12 protein-coding genes are annotated in these 16,074 nt (G+C 72.1%); 4 read left to right on the top strand and 8 right to left on the bottom strand.

Annotation, left to right across the window (positions count from 1 at the left end):
• Positions 1–79: 79 nt before the first annotated feature.
• The 4 genes from I004_RS0108760 to I004_RS33030 form a co-directional block, all read right to left on the bottom strand.
• Positions 80–1,072 carry a BadF/BadG/BcrA/BcrD ATPase family protein gene (locus I004_RS0108760; RefSeq protein WP_028435160.1) on the bottom strand — a complete coding sequence of 331 codons (993 nt, stop codon included), beginning with the start codon at positions 1,070–1,072 and terminating at the stop codon, positions 80–82.
• Positions 1,063–2,355: a 6-phospho-beta-glucosidase gene (locus I004_RS0108755; protein ID WP_028435159.1), complete on the bottom strand. Its 1,293-nt coding sequence runs from the start codon at positions 2,353–2,355 to the stop codon at positions 1,063–1,065. Before I004_RS0108755 ends, I004_RS0108760 begins: the two co-directional genes overlap by 10 nt.
• 23 nt (positions 2,356–2,378) lie before the next feature.
• Positions 2,379–3,623 (bottom strand): ROK family transcriptional regulator, encoded by a 1,245-nt coding sequence (locus I004_RS0108750; protein ID WP_028435158.1) that lies wholly within the window; start codon positions 3,621–3,623, stop codon positions 2,379–2,381.
• Positions 3,624–3,764: 141 nt separating this feature from the next.
• The gene (locus tag I004_RS33030) at positions 3,765–4,916 is read right to left on the bottom strand and encodes a mechanosensitive ion channel family protein (RefSeq protein ID WP_486579862.1); all 1,152 of its coding nucleotides are present in this window, start codon (positions 4,914–4,916) and stop codon (positions 3,765–3,767) included.
• Between the two features lie 345 nt (positions 4,917–5,261).
• Between I004_RS33030 and I004_RS0108740 the strand changes: the two genes are divergently transcribed.
• A complete protein-coding gene (locus I004_RS0108740; RefSeq protein WP_028435157.1) occupies positions 5,262–5,801 on the top strand; it encodes an HNH endonuclease in 540 nt (179 codons plus the stop codon).
• 141 nt (positions 5,802–5,942) lie between these two features.
• Here I004_RS0108740 and I004_RS0108735 read toward each other — a convergent pair whose 3' ends face one another.
• Positions 5,943–9,218, bottom strand: a complete 3,276-nt coding sequence (locus tag I004_RS0108735) for a glycoside hydrolase family 84 protein (RefSeq protein ID WP_028435156.1) — start codon at positions 9,216–9,218, stop codon at positions 5,943–5,945.
• Between the two features lie 696 nt (positions 9,219–9,914).
• On the opposite strand from I004_RS0108735, the gene I004_RS0108730 reads away from it, so the two are divergent.
• The 3 genes from I004_RS0108730 (at position 9,915) to I004_RS0108720 (ending at position 12,009) form a co-directional block, all read left to right on the top strand.
• Complete coding sequence (locus I004_RS0108730; RefSeq protein WP_028435155.1) at positions 9,915–10,208, top strand: hypothetical protein; 294 nt, start codon at positions 9,915–9,917, stop codon at positions 10,206–10,208.
• Positions 10,209–10,322: 114 nt separating this feature from the next.
• On the top strand, positions 10,323–10,580 hold the full coding sequence (locus tag I004_RS0108725) for a hypothetical protein (RefSeq protein WP_028435154.1): 258 nt from the start codon (positions 10,323–10,325) through the stop codon (positions 10,578–10,580).
• A 310-nt stretch (positions 10,581–10,890) separates the two neighbouring features.
• Positions 10,891–12,009, top strand: a complete 1,119-nt coding sequence (locus I004_RS0108720) for a hypothetical protein (protein WP_028435153.1) — start codon at positions 10,891–10,893, stop codon at positions 12,007–12,009.
• Between the two features lie 28 nt (positions 12,010–12,037).
• Here the strand turns inward: I004_RS0108720 and I004_RS0108715 are convergent, their stop codons facing one another.
• From I004_RS0108715 to I004_RS0108705, 3 genes are all read right to left on the bottom strand, one after another.
• Positions 12,038–13,165: a serine hydrolase domain-containing protein gene (locus tag I004_RS0108715; RefSeq protein WP_028435152.1), complete on the bottom strand. Its 1,128-nt coding sequence runs from the start codon at positions 13,163–13,165 to the stop codon at positions 12,038–12,040.
• 9 nt (positions 13,166–13,174) lie between these two features.
• Positions 13,175–14,203, bottom strand: coding sequence for a DMT family transporter (locus tag I004_RS33025; protein ID WP_486579861.1), 1,029 nt, complete (start codon positions 14,201–14,203; stop codon positions 13,175–13,177).
• A 62-nt stretch (positions 14,204–14,265) separates the two neighbouring features.
• Positions 14,266–16,008: a TIGR03767 family metallophosphoesterase gene (locus I004_RS0108705; RefSeq protein ID WP_028435151.1), complete on the bottom strand. Its 1,743-nt coding sequence runs from the start codon at positions 16,006–16,008 to the stop codon at positions 14,266–14,268.
• Positions 16,009–16,074 lie beyond the last annotated feature (66 nt).

The raw sequence follows: 16,074 nt of genomic DNA, 5'->3' as shown, positions 1-16,074 counted from the left end.
TCGCTCTGTCCCGCCTCCCCCGTCGGCGGCGGGACGGGCGCGGGGCCCGGGCCCGTCCCGCCCGTGCCGGCGCGGGCCCTCACTCGTACTGGCTCCGCAAGCGGGCGTGCGCCTGTGGTGGTGCGCCGATCTCGTCGAGGCCGAGGAGTGCCGACCCCAGGACCGGTGGTGCCGTGACCACCTGAGGCGTCGCCTGCGGCGCGCGCACGGCCAGTTCGCGTGTGAGGTGGTCGTGCAGCAGCGGGTGGCGGGCCGCCGCGACGCTGCCACCGAGGAAGACCGGCGTCGCGGTCCCCAGCAGTCCGAGACGCGTCAGGCTGACCTCGATCATCGAGACGAGCTCGTCCGCCTGCCGCTCGACGAGCGCGCGGGCGACCGCGTCACCGGCGGAGGCCGTCTCGAAGAGGACCGGGGTGATCTCGTGCATGCGTCCACGGGGCAGATCGCCCAGGTGCAGGGCCTCGATCAGCGCGCGCATCGAGGTCAGCCCGAAGTGCCAGGGCAGTTCCCGCGCGAGCCGCGTGGCCTCGCCGCGTCCGTCCTCCGCCCGCGCCGCGAACCAGACGGCCTCCGCCGCGAGTCCACCGCCGCCGCCGAAGTCGCCCGAGAGCCGGCCCAGGGCGAGGAAGCGGTGGGTGGCACCCTCGCCGTCCTGGCCCGCGCAGTTGACGCCCGCGCCGCAGACGACCGCCACCCCGTGCCGGACGGAACCGTCGTCCGGCAGCCCGGCCCGCAGGATGGCGAAGGTGTCGTTGGCGACGTACGTACTGCGGCCCCAGCCCCGTTCCGTCAGCGCCGCCGTCAACTCGCTCTCCTCGCGCGGCAGATCGGCGTTGGCCAGGCATGCCGAGACATGCGCGACCGGCTGCCCGGCCGCGGCGCCCGCCTCGGCGAGTGCTCTGCCGACCGGCACCCCGAGTGCGTCCACCGCGGCCTTCACGCCCATGGCCTGCGGATGGAAGCCGCCGCCGCGCCCCCTGCCCAGAACGGCGCCGCCGACGTCGACCACCGCCACGTCCGTCTTGGTGTTGCCCGCGTCGATCGCGAGGCAGGCCGAAGTGCTCAGGCCCACGCCAGATACTCCCGGTTATGGGCGAGAAGCCGGTCGGTCAGGGCCTCGGCGCGGTCGTACTGCCCGATCAGCGGGTGCGCCAGCAGTGCCTTGAAGACCCGCTCGCGTCCGCCGTGCAGTGCCGCCTCCAGCGCCAGGTCCTCGTACGCGGTGACGTGCGAGATCAGTCCGGCCTGTACGGGACCGACGGCCGGCGCGGGCAGCGGTACGGCTCCGTCGCGGCCGACCCGGGCCGGTACTTCGACCACCGCGTCGTCGGGCAGGAAGGGCAGTGTGCCGTCGTTGCGCACGTTGACGACCTGCACGCTCGGACCCGGGTTCCCGTTCGCTCGCTGCCCGCCGGACGTGCCCAGCAGCGCCGCGGCCAGCGCCACCGCCGCCTCCGAGTAGAAGGCGCCGCCGCGCTTGCTGAGCAGGTCGGGCTTCCGGGTCAGTGCGGGATCGCCGTACATCCTCAGCAACTCCCGCTCCATGTCGGCGACTTCTTCGGCACGCGAGGGCTTCGTACGCAGCTCCTCGACGGTCTCGTCGTGCGCGTAGAAGTAGCGCAGGTAGTACGACGGGAAGACGCCGAGCGTGTCGAGCACGCGGCGCGGCATCTTCAGCTGCAGCGCGAAGGCGTCGGCGTGCTCGTCGAGCAGCCGCGGGAGGACGTCGGTGCCGCCGGGGCCGCCGATCCGAACGCCCAGTTCCCAGGTGAGGTGGTTGAGCCCGTAGTGGTCGAGGTGGACCTCCTCCGGGGCCACCTCCAGCAGTCCGGCGAACTTGCGCTGGAGATTGATCGCCATGTTGCACAGCCCGAGGGCCTTGTGCCCGGCCTGGAGCAGGGCGCGGGTGACGATGCCCACGGGGTTGGTGAAGTCGATGATCCAGGCGTCAGGACTGGTGCGCCGCACGCGTTCGGCGATGTCGAGGACGACGGGCACGGTGCGCAGGGCCTTGGCGAGTCCGCCCGCGCCCGTCGTCTCCTGCCCGACGCAGCCGCACTCCAGCGGCCATGTCTCGTCCTTGTGCCGTGCCGCCTGGCCTCCGACGCGCAGCTGGAGCAGCACGGCGTCGGCACCGGCAGTCCCCAGGTCGACATCGGACGTGGCGGTGACCGTCGCCGGGTGGTCCTGTTCGGCGAAGATCCTGCGGGCCAGGCCGGCCACCAGCTCCAGCCGGTCCGCCGCCGGATCGATGAGCACCAGCTCGCGGACGGGGAGCGTGTCGCGCAACCGCGCGAAGCCGTCGATGAGTTCGGGCGTGTAGGTGGAGCCGCCGCCGACCACTGCGATTCTCATGTCGTCCTGCAGTCCCTTCAGCTTCAGCGTGAGGTGTCGAACACTTCGTCACGGGTCGTGGCCAGCGCGCTCTCCAGTGCCCCGTGCAGTACGGGTTCGCGGGTGACCGTGCCGAGCTTCAACCCCGGCCTGGGCACGGCGAGTTCGGCCAGTTCGTCCTGTACGAGCCGCCGCAGCCGTTCCCCGCCCGCGGCGAGTACGCCCCCGGAGAGGACGATCAGCTGCGGATCGAGCACCGCGACCATGGACGCGAGCCCGACGGCGGTTCCCGTGGCGAGGCGGCGCAGCAGTTCGGCGTGCGGGCCGCTCCCGTCCTCTCCCTCGTCCGGTGGGCCGTCCACGGCCGACGCGGCGCTCGCTACCAGGGCGGCGGCGTTCGCGTGCAGGGAGCCGTCCGGGTCGTGGGTCAGGCCCAGTTCACGTGCCCAGCGCAGTACGGCGCCGGCGCCCGCGAGTTCCTGGAAGCCGCCGCTGTTGTACCGGGCCGGGTCGCGTACGAGGGCCGTGCCGGGCACCGGGAGGAAACCGACCTCGCCCGCGCCGCCGGTACGGCCGCGGTGCAGCCGGCCGCCGATGACGAGCGCGGCACCGATGCCTTCCTCGTTCCACAGCAGGACGAAGTCGTCGTGCCCTCCGCCCGCCCCCAGCCGCTGCTCCGCGACGGCGACGAGATTGACGTCGTTCTCGTACCCGAGGGGCATCGGCAGCGCGGCGGCCATCTCCTCCAGCAGTGTGGGGGAGTGCCAGCCCGGCAGATGCGAGGCGTAGCGCAGCCGGCCGGTGCCGGGGTCGAAGGCGCCGGGTGTGCCGATGACGGCGCGGCACAGGCCGGAGGGGTCGACACCGGCGGCCGCGGCGGCTCCCTCGACGGCCCGCAGGACGAGCTCGGGCGGTGCCGGTCTCGGCCCGTCCTGCGGCCGGGCGGGGGTGGGCAGTTCGTACGTGCCGGTGACGCGGCCGGTGATGTCGGCGACGGAGGCGAGGATGCGGGCCGTGGTGACGTCCACTCCGGCGACATGGGCCGCTTCGCCGTTGACCGCGTACAGCTGTGCGTTGGGACCGGGACGCCCCTCGCTCCTGCCGGTGACGACGACGAGGCCCGCTGACTCCAGCCGGGCCAGCAGCTGGGAGGCGGTCGGCTTGGACAGGCCGGTCAGCTCACCGATGCGCCCGCGGGAGAGGGGGCCCTCGGCGAGCAGCAGATCGAGGGCGGCCCGGTCGTTCATCGCGCGCAGCACCCGCGGGGTCCCCGGCCTCGTACCGGCCATCTGTGCTCTGCCTCCGGCCTCGGGCCACCACTGTTAGGAAGCCTTCCAATTGTCGGACCGTAGAGCCCCGGGCTACGTCACGTCAATGGAATGCCCAGCACGGTGCCGACGCGAGGCCGCGGCCGGTGGGAGGCCGGACCGCTACTTGCGGGCCTTCTCGAGCGGCACGCTCGCGCCGCCGGCGCGGTCACGGCCCGCGGCGCCGTCCCCGCTCTTGCCGGCGCCCGCGTCGCCGCTCTTCCCGGCGCCCGCGTTGCCGGTGGCGCTCTCGGCCTGGGGGCCCGTCTCCGCGGCCTCGGCCGGCTCGACGGACCGCAGCTCCTGGCCCGTGCTCTCGATGCCCCTGCGGTCCAGCGCCTGCTTGATGCGCCAGCGCAGCTCGCGCTCCACGCTGAGCGCCTTGCCCGGCATGGTCTTCGCCGTGACCCGTACGACCACTTCCTCGAGCGTCACGGAATCCAGGCCCAGCACCTCGACCGGCTCCCACAGCAGCTCGTCCCAGGGCTCGCTCCGGCCCAGCTCCTCACCGACGGCGGCGATGGCGTCCCGCACCTCGTCGAGGTTCTCGCCCGGGGCCACGCGGACGTCCACGGCGGCGGTCGCCCAGCCCTGGCTGAGGTTGCCGACGCGCTTGATCTCGCCGTTGCGGATGTACCAGATCTCGCCGTTGTCACCGCGCAGCTGCGTCACCCGCAGGCCGATCTCCAGGACCGTGCCGGAGATCTCACCGACGTCGACGCGGTCGCCCACGCCGTACTGGTCCTCCAGCAGCATGAAGATCCCCGCCAGCAGGTCCGTGACGACGTCGCGGGCGCCGAAGCCGAGCGCGACACCGGCGACACCGGCGCTGGCCAGCAGCGGAGCCAGGTTGATGCCGAGATCGGACAGGACCATCAGCAGTGCGGTGCCGATGATCACGAAAGAGGCGATGCTCCGCAGCACCGAACCGATCGCCTGGGAGCGCTGCCTGCGCCGCTCACCGCTGACCAGCAGCCCGCGCAGCGCGTTGGCACTGTCGGCGGCCTCGGCCCGGCGGTTCACGCGCTTGATCAGCCGGCTGATGGCACGGCGTATCACGTGCCGCAGCAGGATCGCGATGACCGCGATGAGCAGAATGCGCAGCCCGGCCGCCACCCACTCCGACCAGTTCTGCTCGATCCATCCGGCCGCCTCGGTCGCCGAGTCGTGCGCGTCGTCGAGAGAGGGAGTGCCCTTCCCGTCCCCCGTCCCGGTTCCCGCACGGTGGGGCCCCGCGAGAGCGGTCGGGGTAGCAGCGCCGATCAGCCAGAACACAGCAGATCCTTCCGAGCGAGGAGCCATGACCAACCCAGCGCCGGAGACCCGCCGATGCGGGCCCCGGGCGCGGCAACCACACTAACGGCGCACGGCCTTCACAAGTGGCGGCGGTCGCGTCCGGGGGGCACCATCCGGCCGCCGCGGGCCCGCTTCTCGGCAGGCTTCGCGACGTCTTGACTGATCGGAAGCGGGGCAGAAGTTCAAGGGGGAGGCAGGGGGTGTGGTCGAAAACACTCTCAGGGCGTTACCCGGTCGTGGTGGCGGAATGACCAGGGCGCGGGCCACACTGAGAGCAGATCGTCCCGGCGCGAGCCACGCGCCGCAGACGTACAAGGAGGCACCGTGCCGCATGTCCTGGTCCTCAACGCGTCGTACGAGCCGCTCGGTGTCGTACCGCTACGTCGCGCCCTCATCCTCGTGCTCAACGACAAGGCCATCAGCATCGAGGAGTCCGGCGCCCTGATGCACAGCGCGACCCGCGTCATACCCGCCCCGAGCGTCGTCCGGCTGAAGCGCTTCGTGCGGGTTCCCTTTCGAGGCACTGTTCCGCTGACCCGCCGGGCGCTCTTCGCCCGCGACGGCGGCCGGTGCGCGTACTGCGGTGGTATCGCAACCAGCGTCGACCACGTCATTCCGCGCAGCCGCGGCGGACAGCACACCTGGGAGAACGTTGTGGCGGCCTGCCGCCGCTGCAACCACGTCAAAGCCGACCGGCACGTCGCCGAGATCGGCTGGCGGTTGCGCCACCAACCCGCGCCGCCGTCGGGCCTCGCCTGGCGGATCATCGGCACGGGGCACCGAGACCCGCGCTGGATGCCGTACCTACAGCCGTACGGCGCGGACGACGCCCTCGCCCGGATCGAAGGCAGAGCTACTGCCTGAGACCGGGCTTCGTTGTTCTCACGGCCGGGAAACGCCGCCGTGGGGCCGAGGCGGGCCGGCCGCAGCCGTGCCCGCCCATCGCCGTGCCCGCCGCCACCGCGCCCGTCGTGGTGCCTGCCGGGGCACCCTGGCGCCCCGGGGTCAGCGGTCCCGTGCGGGCCCTCCGAGCACCGCGTACGCCTGCAGCGCCCAGAGCGAGTATCCGAACTTCGTCGCCCGCTCGTCCCCCTGGACGCGGACGTAGCGGGTGTCGCCGGGGGCGTCCATGCGGACCGTCTCCCTGCCGCCCTTGCCCTCCCGCACGGTCGCCGCGTCCCGCCACCGCTTGCCGTCCGGGGAGACCTGCACGCGGTAGCGCTTCGCGTACGCGTCCTGCCAGTGCAGGACCAGCTCGCCCAGCCGTACGGGGCGTCGCAGCTTCAGCTGCACCCACTCGCCGTCCTTCGCCGGGGAGGACCAGCGGGTGTCCTTGCGGCCGTCGTTGACGGCCGACGCCGGGAACTCACCCGTCTCGTCGCCGGACGAGGAGGCCTCCGCGTCCCGCGCCAGGTCGGGCCCTCCGGCACGCGGGAAGGCACGCACGGTCAGGGTCCGCTTCTCGTCCCCGAAGGAGAGCCGGATGTGGTGCTTGCCCCGCTTCACCGACGAGTCGGCCTCGATCTCGACGGGAACCTTCGCCGTCCCGCCGCGCGGTACGACGGTCCGCTCCGGGGTGCGCACCGTGAAGCCCCGAGGAGCCTCGGCGGTGATCCTTCCGTGCAGGTCGGACGGTCGGTGCCCGTGGAGTTCCGCGGTCAGCTCGCCCTTGCCGCCTCCGATGGAGGCGTAGACGTCGTCCTTCGACAGCGACAGCGAGGCGTCCGGCTGGTCCGCGTACCAAGGGGTGATCTCGTGCACCACCGGTTCGTCGGAGCCGGGGGACCAGGCGAGGCGCAGCGCGTCGGCGCGCAGGCCGTGCGCGTCGCGCTGCGTCCAGCCGCTCCCTGAGAGCGGGCCGAGGCGCCGCCAGCCCTCGCCCGGCACATGGGCCTCGACGCGTGCACGCGTCCCGGAGCCGGGACCCGTCTGCACGGTGACGGCCTCCAGAGGGCGGCGCTCGGGCAGCCGGACGGTGAGCGCCGGGGTGCCAGGACCGTTTTCGCCGGGGCCTCGGCCGGGGTCCCCTGACGGGCCGCCGCCCGGGGCTCCCCGCTGGCCCAGGCCGCCCGGCAGCGATGCTCCGGGCAGGGCGTCGCGCGGGGCGAACCAGCCGGTCGCCGGGGCCGCTTCGGCCCGGTACGCGGTGTCCGGATCGCCGTCGACGGCGGCTTCGGCCGGGGAGTCGGGACGAGCGGTGGGGCCGCCCTGAGCCGTCGCCCTGTGGCGGCCCGCCGGCGCGTGGTCGGCGCCCGTCCAGCTGTCGGAGGCCTTCAGCGCCCGCTTCACGAAGTCGGAGAGCACGCCCTTCCCGACCGTCGCGGACGCCTCGGCGCCCTTCCTGTCGTCCCGGTCCTTCGCGTGCAGACGCTCGGCCGCCAGCCGTGCCTCCCAGGCGCCGCCGCCGTCGCCGCGTGACTGTGCCGTGAGCATCCGTACGGCGTGCTCGCCAGCTTCGCCGTGGCGCGCCAACTCATCGAGCCACGGGCGCACTTCACGCGCGAGCGCGTCCGGGACGTGCTCCCGGGCGGTGCGCATCGCACGGAACTCGCCGCGCAGCCGGTCCGCCGTGCGCCGCAGCCGCTTCATGGAGGCGTCGTCCTCCGGGTCGGCCGCGTCGTAGGCGTCCCAGAAGTCCTCGAGCACCGGCCGGAGATAGGCCGACTCCTCACCGCCGAGGAGTGAGGAGGCGTCGTTGCCCGCGAGTGCGTGCACGGCCTCGCGTGACCGTCCGGAGCCGCCCGCGACCTCTGAGATCGCCGCCTGCCAGGACTCCTGAGGGCTGTAACTCTTCGGATTCCAGGCGTAGTCGGCGGCGGTGAACAGCGGGATGCGCGAAGCGGTCGGCTGCTTCATGGCGTTGGACAGGACGGCCGCGGAGCGGGCGGCGACGGCCGGCTCGCGGCCGCGGTAGGGGCCGAGGAAGATCCGGTCCTGCGCGTAGTCGTTGACGGGGTAGTTGTCCATCGTGACCAGCGGATGCTGGTGGAACGCCGAGCGCGCGGCGGTCAGTTCGCCCCCGGTGATGGTGCGCGGCACCACGCCGACGCCCGTCCAGGCGACCTCCACACCCGGGTTCAGCCTCTTCGACAGCTCGGTGCGGTAGTCGGTGTCGCCGTCCTGGTAGAACTCCGTCGGCATGACGGAGAGCGGCTCGGCGTCCGGGTGGCGTTCGGAGAGATGGCGGGCGACCTCACCGGCCAGGTCGGCATGGGCACGCGCCGCGGCCTTCGCCCCGGTGCCGTAGGTCTGCGCGTCCTCGTCGCAGTGCCATTCGCTGTAGCTGACGTCCTCGAAGCGGAGCTGGAACGCCTCGAAGCCGAGGGCCCGCATCGAGTCCAGCTTGCGCAGCAGCGCCCGGCGGTCGGCCGGAGAGGAGAAGCACATGCCCTGGCCGGGCGCCACGGCCCAGCCGAGCGTCACGTGATTGCGGCGTGCCCGTTCGGTCAGCGCCCGGAACTCCTCACGCTGCGCGGCCGGATAGGGGTCACGCCAGTGGGAGGACTGACGGTACGGGTCGTCGGTCGAGGCGTAGAGATAGCGGTTCTGCTTCGTGCGGCCGAGGAAGTCCAGCTGTTCCAGGCGCTCCTGCTGCGTCCAGGAACCGCCGTAGAAGCCCTCGGTGATGCCGCGCACGGGCGCTGTGGGCCAGTCCCTGACCGTCACGCCCGCGAAGCCCCTGCTGCCGTCCTCCTCGGACACGAGCTGCCGCAGCGTCTGCGCGGCGTGGAACAGGCCGTCGGCGTCGGCTCCTTCGAGTGCGATGGTGTCGCGCGAGTCCGTCCGGCCGACGGCGAGCCTGTAGCCCCCTCGGGGCAGATCGCCTCGCGGCGGTGCGTGCAGTGCACGGAGGGCCGTGGCGGCCGACGCCGCGTCCGCACGTACGACCAGGCCGTTCCGGTGGGGCAGCGGCTGACCGGGGCGCACCTCGGCGATGTCGCGTGCGCCGGCCCGGCGCAGAGCGGCTCTTAACGCCTCGATGGCGGGCGCGTCGGTGTCCTCGTCCGCGACGAGCGTCACATCCCTGCCCACGGGCACGAACGAGCCCTGCTCCCGCATGGACTGGGGGCGGGGCCACACCGGCGGTACCGAGGATCCCCTTGCCTTGGTCCCGCCGTCGCGTTCCTGGTCGGCGGCGCCCGCCGAGTGTCCCCCTGGGCCCGGTGCCGGAGCTGCCTGCGCAGTGGGCACTCCGCCGAGAAGCCCGCCGATGACGGCCGCGGTGAGCGCAGTTGCTCCCGCCCGCCTGCGTGCTCTGTCCCCCTGGGCCGCTGCGCCCACGACGTCCTCCAGTCCTCCCCGTGCCGAACGGCCGGCGGCTTCCGCGACGTTGTCGTGCCGTCGTGTCGCCGCGCTGCCCGTACGGCCTTCGCGGGCCGTACGCCGTTCAGATCGCTCACATCGGTCACATTGTTCACCAGAGCTGAACACCGGGCGCGCGGGCCACACTTCGAGGGGCGAGCCCATCACCGCCTGTCGAGCGTGTCAACGCGCTCCGGAACGCGTGCGGTTCGCGAACGGCAGGCGACCGTCCGCTTCCACCAAGGCTTGACGCGGCGGGCCGCCGTGCCGGTTCCTGACGCGGAGGCGGGCCCGCCCCTGGTCGGCTGCTGATTCCGCCACGCCGCGGTGCGGGTCGTGACGGTGAGCCGACGTCCGGTCGGCACGGTGCACATACGGTCGCACACTCACAGTGACTGAATGTGACATGCCTCTCCCTGTCCCTGCAGCACGGAAGGTGAGAAGTGCCGCAATCACGGCCTCAGGTGGTGACCTTGGGTGAGTGGCCTGTAAAATTTTGTGCGCAATGGCCTGGAACCCCGTCGACCGTTCGCCCTCCGGGGCCGCCCACAGGCAAATCGCCTGTCGGCCTGGAAGTGACCTAGGACACGTTCGCCCTTTGATCACGTCTGCGTCCGGCTCGACTGGGTAGGGCACCCCACCTGACCATCCGACGTCGACGAACGGAGGCCCGCCGTGGCCGCGTCCGCTGAACTTCTCGCAGTCCTCACGCCGCTCCCGAAACAGGTGATCTCGAAACACGGGGTCCTCTCCAAACAGGGGCACGAGCCGGTAGACCTGTCCGGTGTGTCCCACCCCGACTCCGGACTTGACGGCTCGTGCTCATGCGAGTGCTTCGAGGCGCCTCTCACCTCCGAGCCGCCCCTCGCAGACGTGGCCCCCCTCACCTCCGAGCCGCCCCTCGCAGAGCTGCCGCTCACCAGTGAGCCGACCGGCAACGGCTTCAGTGCGGACAGCACCGAGATCTGATCCGGCCCGCTGACCCGCAATCTCCCGAGGGCCCGCCCCGCACCCGCGGGGCGGCCGGCCGCCCCGGGGAGACCCGGAGGCGCGGCGTCCCGAGCGGTCCGCTATGTTGACGGTGTGAGCGACAACGTCAATTCGAAGGTCAACAAGAGCGTTCTGCGGGCCGGCACGATCGCCGCCGCCTCGGCGCTGATGCTGCTGGTCTCTTCCCCCGCATTCGCGGTCGCCCCCGACGACGGGGACGACCCCGGCCCCGGGCTGAGCGTCGTCGAGACCCTCGGCCTGTACGTCGCCCTCCCCATCGGGATCTTCCTCGTGATCTCCGCCCTGGTGATGCTGGGCGGCAGGTCCGGCAGCGGCAAGCAGCAGCACTGACTCACCGGCCCCGGGTGGCTCTTCCCCGGGGTCTGTTGTGCTTCTCCGCAATCGCCGGGTCTCTCGTGTTTCCCCGGGATCACCGTCGCGCCTTCTTCCGTCCGCACTGTTGTCCGGACCTCTCGAACGTCGGAGCTTTCGACTCCTCTGATGCGTACGGAAGTTGACCGACGCATGCCCGGAACACGGCCCCCGTGCGTCGGCCTGCTCGACACTCGAACGTGCGTACTTTAGGGCAGAGTTGTCCGGCTTTGTCGACGAGCTCGTAACAGAGGTTGGAAGGCGGGTCAGGGCTGGGAATCGCCCGGACATGACGCACAACATCCCGCTCTCCCCTCGCCCTCTCAGCCACCTCACCGAGGCCCCGCAGCACCGCGTGCTGACCGCGAACGCTCTGCGCGAGCACGGCATCACCGCCGCGGTCGCCGGGGAGCGCTGCCGCCCCGGCGGCCCCTGGCAGTTGCTGCTCCCGGGCGTCTACCTGCTGCACCCGGGCCCCCCGACCAGCGACGAGCGGTTGCATGCCGCGCTGCTCTACGCGGGCGGCGAGTGCCCGCCGATCCCCGCACAGCAGGGGAGCGCCGGCCGTACGACGTGCTCGTCGCCCGCCGGTCCGGCCCTGTCCTCCGTCATGCCGTCCGGCCTCTCCTCCGCCGGCCACTGCCCGCCTCCGCACCCGCCGAAGGCGATGATCACCGGCCTCGCCGCGCTCACCCTGCACGGGTTCGCCGGCTCACCGTCGCTGCGCGCCCTCGACCGCATCGACGTACTCGTTCCGCGTACGACACGGCTGCGCTCCACGGGGTGCGTCCACATCGTGCGCGGCCAGAGCCTGCCGGATCCCGAAGAGGTCACGGGGCTGCCCGTGGCGCCCGTGGCACGCGCTCTCGCCGACACCGTCGGGCAGTTGACGGACGCCGGAGTGGTGCGGCGGCTGCTGGTGGAGTCCGTGCGCGGGGGTCACTGCGAAGCGGGCGCCGTGGTCGGGGAGTTGCTCAGGGCGCGGCTGCTCGGGCGGCCCCATGTGCGGGACGCCGTCGACGTCGTGGTGGCGGAGAGCCGCGCGCTGGCCGAGGGCATGCTCTACGAGATGGTCTTCCGGCACCGGCTCCCCGACCCCTGCTGGAACGTCGACCTCCGCCTCCCCGGCGGTCCGCACCTGGGCGGAGTGGACGCCTACTGGCCCGAACAGGCCGTGGCCCTGGAACTGGACACCCGGGCGCCCCGCCCGCATCTCGACCAGGACGCGCAGTGGTCGGAGTACGCGCGCAAGCGGGAGGCACTGGAGGGGCTCGGCATCACCGTGGTCCATCTGACGCCGGGGAAGCTCCGCGAATCGCTGCCACAGCAGGCCGCGATCGTGCGTACGGCTCTGATGACAGCCGTCGAACGGGAGCCCGCCGAGTACCTGATCGTGACGCCGCGCTGACGGGGGCTGTGCGGCGGGAGGGGAACGCTCAGCCGCAGTACTCCGCCTCGACCAGGTCGGCCGTGCCGGTCGACCAGTCGGAGTTGACGTTGAACGCGGCCGCGTGCGACCCGTCCGCCGTGGTGACGGCGGTGGAGTGCGAGCCCTGGATGGTGCCCTCGTGACCCCACACGGTGGTTCCGCAGGGGAGGCGGTGCATGGTGAGGCCGAGCCCGTAGCGGTCGCCGCCCTCGGCGGGAACGGTGGACTTCATCTGCGCCAGCTGCCGGGCAGGCAGTACGTCACCGCCGAGGAGCGCCCGCATGAAGCGGACCAGGTCGCCCGTGGAGGAGATCATCTCGCCCGACGCGCCCGCGAGTGAGGGATCGAGAGCGGTGACGTCGTGCACCGGCCCGGCTCCCGAACCCGTCAGGGAGAGCTTGGAGTAAGCACGCCCGTGCGGTTCCGGGATGCCCGGAGAGGTGCCCGGCAGCGAGGTGTCGTGCAGCTTCAGCGGGCGGATGATCCTGCGTTCGACCTCGTCGGCGTAGGAATGCCCGGTCGCCTTCGCGATGACCATGCCCGCGAGGACGTAGTTCGTGTTGGAGTAGCCCCAGTCCGTGCCCGGTTCGAAGTCGCGCCGGTGCGCCATGGCCGTACGGACGAGCGACGCGGGCTCGTGGGAGTCGTACCGGTGGGCCGCGAAGCGCGGGCCGAAGTAGTCGCGCTGCATGCCGGGATCAGCCGTGAAGTCGTACAGACCGCTGGTGTGGCCGAGGAGCTGGCGCACGGTGACCATGCGGCCGTCCTGCCCGCCGCCGCGCACCGTGCCGGGCAGCCAGTGTTCGACAGGCGCGTCCAGATCGACCTTGTCCTCCGCCTCCAGCTGGAGCATCACGGTGGCGATGAAGGGCTTCGTCAGGCTGCCGATGCGGAACTTGTCCCGTGGCATCGGCGGGCGGTCGGTCGCGCGGTCCGCGACGCCGGACGTGCCGTGCCAGACGCCGCCGCCGTCCTGGGCCTGCCCCAACACGCCCGGCACACCGTCCTGTTGGGCCATCACGTCCATCGCGTCCTGCGTGGCGCCGTGTCCCTGGTCGGCCGCCGCCGATGACGCCACGGGGAGCGCCGCCAGGGCGGCGGCCACCATGGCGACGACGGTGGAACGCACGGACATGCACCGACTCTAATGATCGGTACGCGTGGTGCGCCATACGGCCAGAACCACAAGTACACAGCCCGCGTACTGGGTTGGAGTGGGACGTTCGGTGAGGAATCCGACGCCGAAGAGAAGGGCGAGAATCGGCTGGAGGAGCAGCAGTGTGGCGCCCTTGTCCGGGGAGAGGCGAGGCAGCGCGGGATTGATGAGCAGCCAGGCCAGCACCTGTCCGAGGAACGCCATCGGTATCAGCCAGCCCCACGCCGCCCAGCCGGGGTTGAGGTCCACGCCCGTCCACAGCGAACCGAGGGCGCCCGCGGCGACGGCCGCCGCGAACGTCGCCACGCACACGGGTGTCACGGTGTGCGGACCGCCCGCCCCGCGAGAGCTCCGGTCGGGCGCGGATGTGCCGCGGATCTCCTCCGGGCTTGCGGCGGACGGCAGTTGGGAGCTGCCGCCCGGGCTGCCGTCCCCGCCGAGCCGGATCAGAAAGAGGTAGCCGGCGAAGGCCACGCCGGCGACGGTGCCGAAGAGCACCCCGGAGAAGGGGTCGCTGCCCGGCTCCGCCTGTCCGATCGCCCCGCCGGCCAGCGCCAGCCCGATCAGCAGCACGGACGCGGTCAGCCAGAACCGTCGCGCGAGCCGCACACCGGTCAGGAACCGCGCCAGCAGCGGGAAGACGACGAGCTGGACGTTGAGCAGCAGCGTCGCGATGGACGCGCCCAGACCGTGGATGCTCTGCACCCAGCACACGTAGTCGAGGCCGAGCAGCGTGCCGGCGGCGAGATCCATGGCGAGGAGGCGTGGACGGCGAGGTCCCACGCGGCGGTACTCCACGAACGCCATCGGCGCCAGCACCACGAGGGCGAGGGCGCACCGCAGGAAGGCGGCGGTGCCGGCGTTCACCCCGGAGAGCTTGATGAACATGCCCGAGGACGACGTGCAGGCCGCCCCCGCCACGACCATGAGTGCGGGGCCCGGCCTCCATGTGCGCTTCGGTTCCTTCCCCCGTGCTGCCGGCCGCCCCGTCGCTCCGGCCTTCTCCGTGCTCGCCATGCCCGCCACTGTGCTCCACCGGCGGCGGAAGCGACAGTCGGGGTCGCCGTTCTCCGCCGCGGCTATGGCTTGGGCAGCAGCAGCTCCGTGTTGCGGTCGTCGGGATCGCCGGCCAGTTCGGTGCGCGCCCCGGGCGAGTTGAGCGCCAGCTCGCGGTAGAGCGAGGCCAGACCGGTCTGTGAGAGGTCGTGGAAGTCCGTGCGGGCCGGGGCAGCCGACTCGATCAGCGTCGTGAACAGGGACAGCGTCCCGTCACCGTTGTCGGCCAGCTCCAGCGTCCGCGCCATCTGCGGGAAGTCGATGTGGGAGGCGGTGGATATCTCCCAGAACGTACGCCGCGATCTGATCCGGTTCTTGTGACTGTGGCCGTTGATCCAGGCCAGGACGTGCGCATTGCGGTGCAGCAGGGACATGAGCCTGTCGCCGCCGTCCGGGATGGTGGTGCTGGTGTGGTGGCTGAAGATCAGCACATAGGTGCCCTTGGAGCGCTCCTCACGCAACCGCCGTTCAAGCCAGTCCAGTTGGTCATCGCCGACCTCGCCCTTGTAGCCACCGTCGCGCCGCGTCGTGTCCAGGCTGATGCCCGTCACGCCCTCGGCGACCCGGAAGGTGTAGTAGAGGCGGTCCTCGGCGAGATTGGCCTCGGTGTAGCCGTGTCCGACAGGGCCGGCACCCGCGTAGCGGCGCCGCATGTGAGCCCGCACCCAGTCCTTCTTGGAGAAGGGTGCACGGCCCAGGTCCGGGGTGACGCGGCGCATCTTGCGGGAGTCCATCCGGGAGCGCAGAGCCTCCTGGAACTGCTCACCCTTCGGGTCGCCGCCGTCCTCCACCGTCTTCCACAGCCGGGCCGCCTCCGCCTTGCTGTCCAGCTCCATCAGCTTCCTGCCGCCGACGGAGAAATCCGCGAAGAACGTGTCGCCGGCGAAGCAGCCGCCCGGCAGGGCGTCGTGATTGCCCGAGGTGGAGTACCAGGGCAGGGCCAGACCGGGGCTGTTGACCTCGCGGATCGCCGCCCGCAGATAGCCGTCGATGCGGGGGAAGCCCAACGCCTTGTCGTCGTCGCGGAGTTCGTCCTCGGGGTGCCAGTACAGCTTCAGTCCGCTGTTGTGCACGCCCTCGTACCGGTCGACGTCGCCGGTGTTGGGGGTGATGCGTCCGCCCGTCATCGCCGTGAGGAACCAGTCGAGTTCGGCACGGCAGTTGTTGTCGGTGTTGTCACCGGTGGTCACCACGAAGGACAGCGGTTCGCCGGTGGCCGGGCCGCCCTTCAGGGCGTTGACGCGTTCGATCATGGAAACGGCGCCCGCGACCGAGAGCGCCTCCTGGGGCCGCCAGGCGCTGGTGGTCTCGGCGCGCAGGAACTCGTAGCGCAGCGGGTGCTGCACGTCGACCAGATGCAGGTCCGTGAACTGGACGAACGCGGCCAGCGTGCGCCGCTTCTCCGTCCGTCCGCCGCGTGCTTCGGCGAGATCCGTGCGTACGAGCCGCTTCCAACCCGGGCCGTCGCCGAGCCTGCGGTAGCCGTCCGCGTTGCCGCGCGGAGTGGAGACGCTCTCGAGAGTTGTGCCCTTGGGCGACGGCTCCACCGCCTTGTCACGGGTGACGGGCGCGTGTGCGCGTGCGCGGGCTGCGCGTGAACGGGCCATGGCCCCGGGTGAGGGTGTCGTCCTCGGCGACGGCGGACCGGCGCTGGCGGCACCGCCGAAAACCGATCCGGCTCCCAGAGCGGTGGCCGCTCCGGCGCCGATTGCGAGGAGGGTGCGGCGGTCGGGCAGATGTGTCTGCTTCCGGCTGCTGCGGTCCATGCGGGCTGCCTCTCCTGATGAGGGACGCGAAGCGGAACGCCTGCCGTGCCGTGCCGCTCGTGTGGA

Source organism: Streptomyces sp. TAA486, from assembly GCF_000426165.1.
This window is presented reverse-complemented; position numbering and strand designations above follow the sequence as displayed.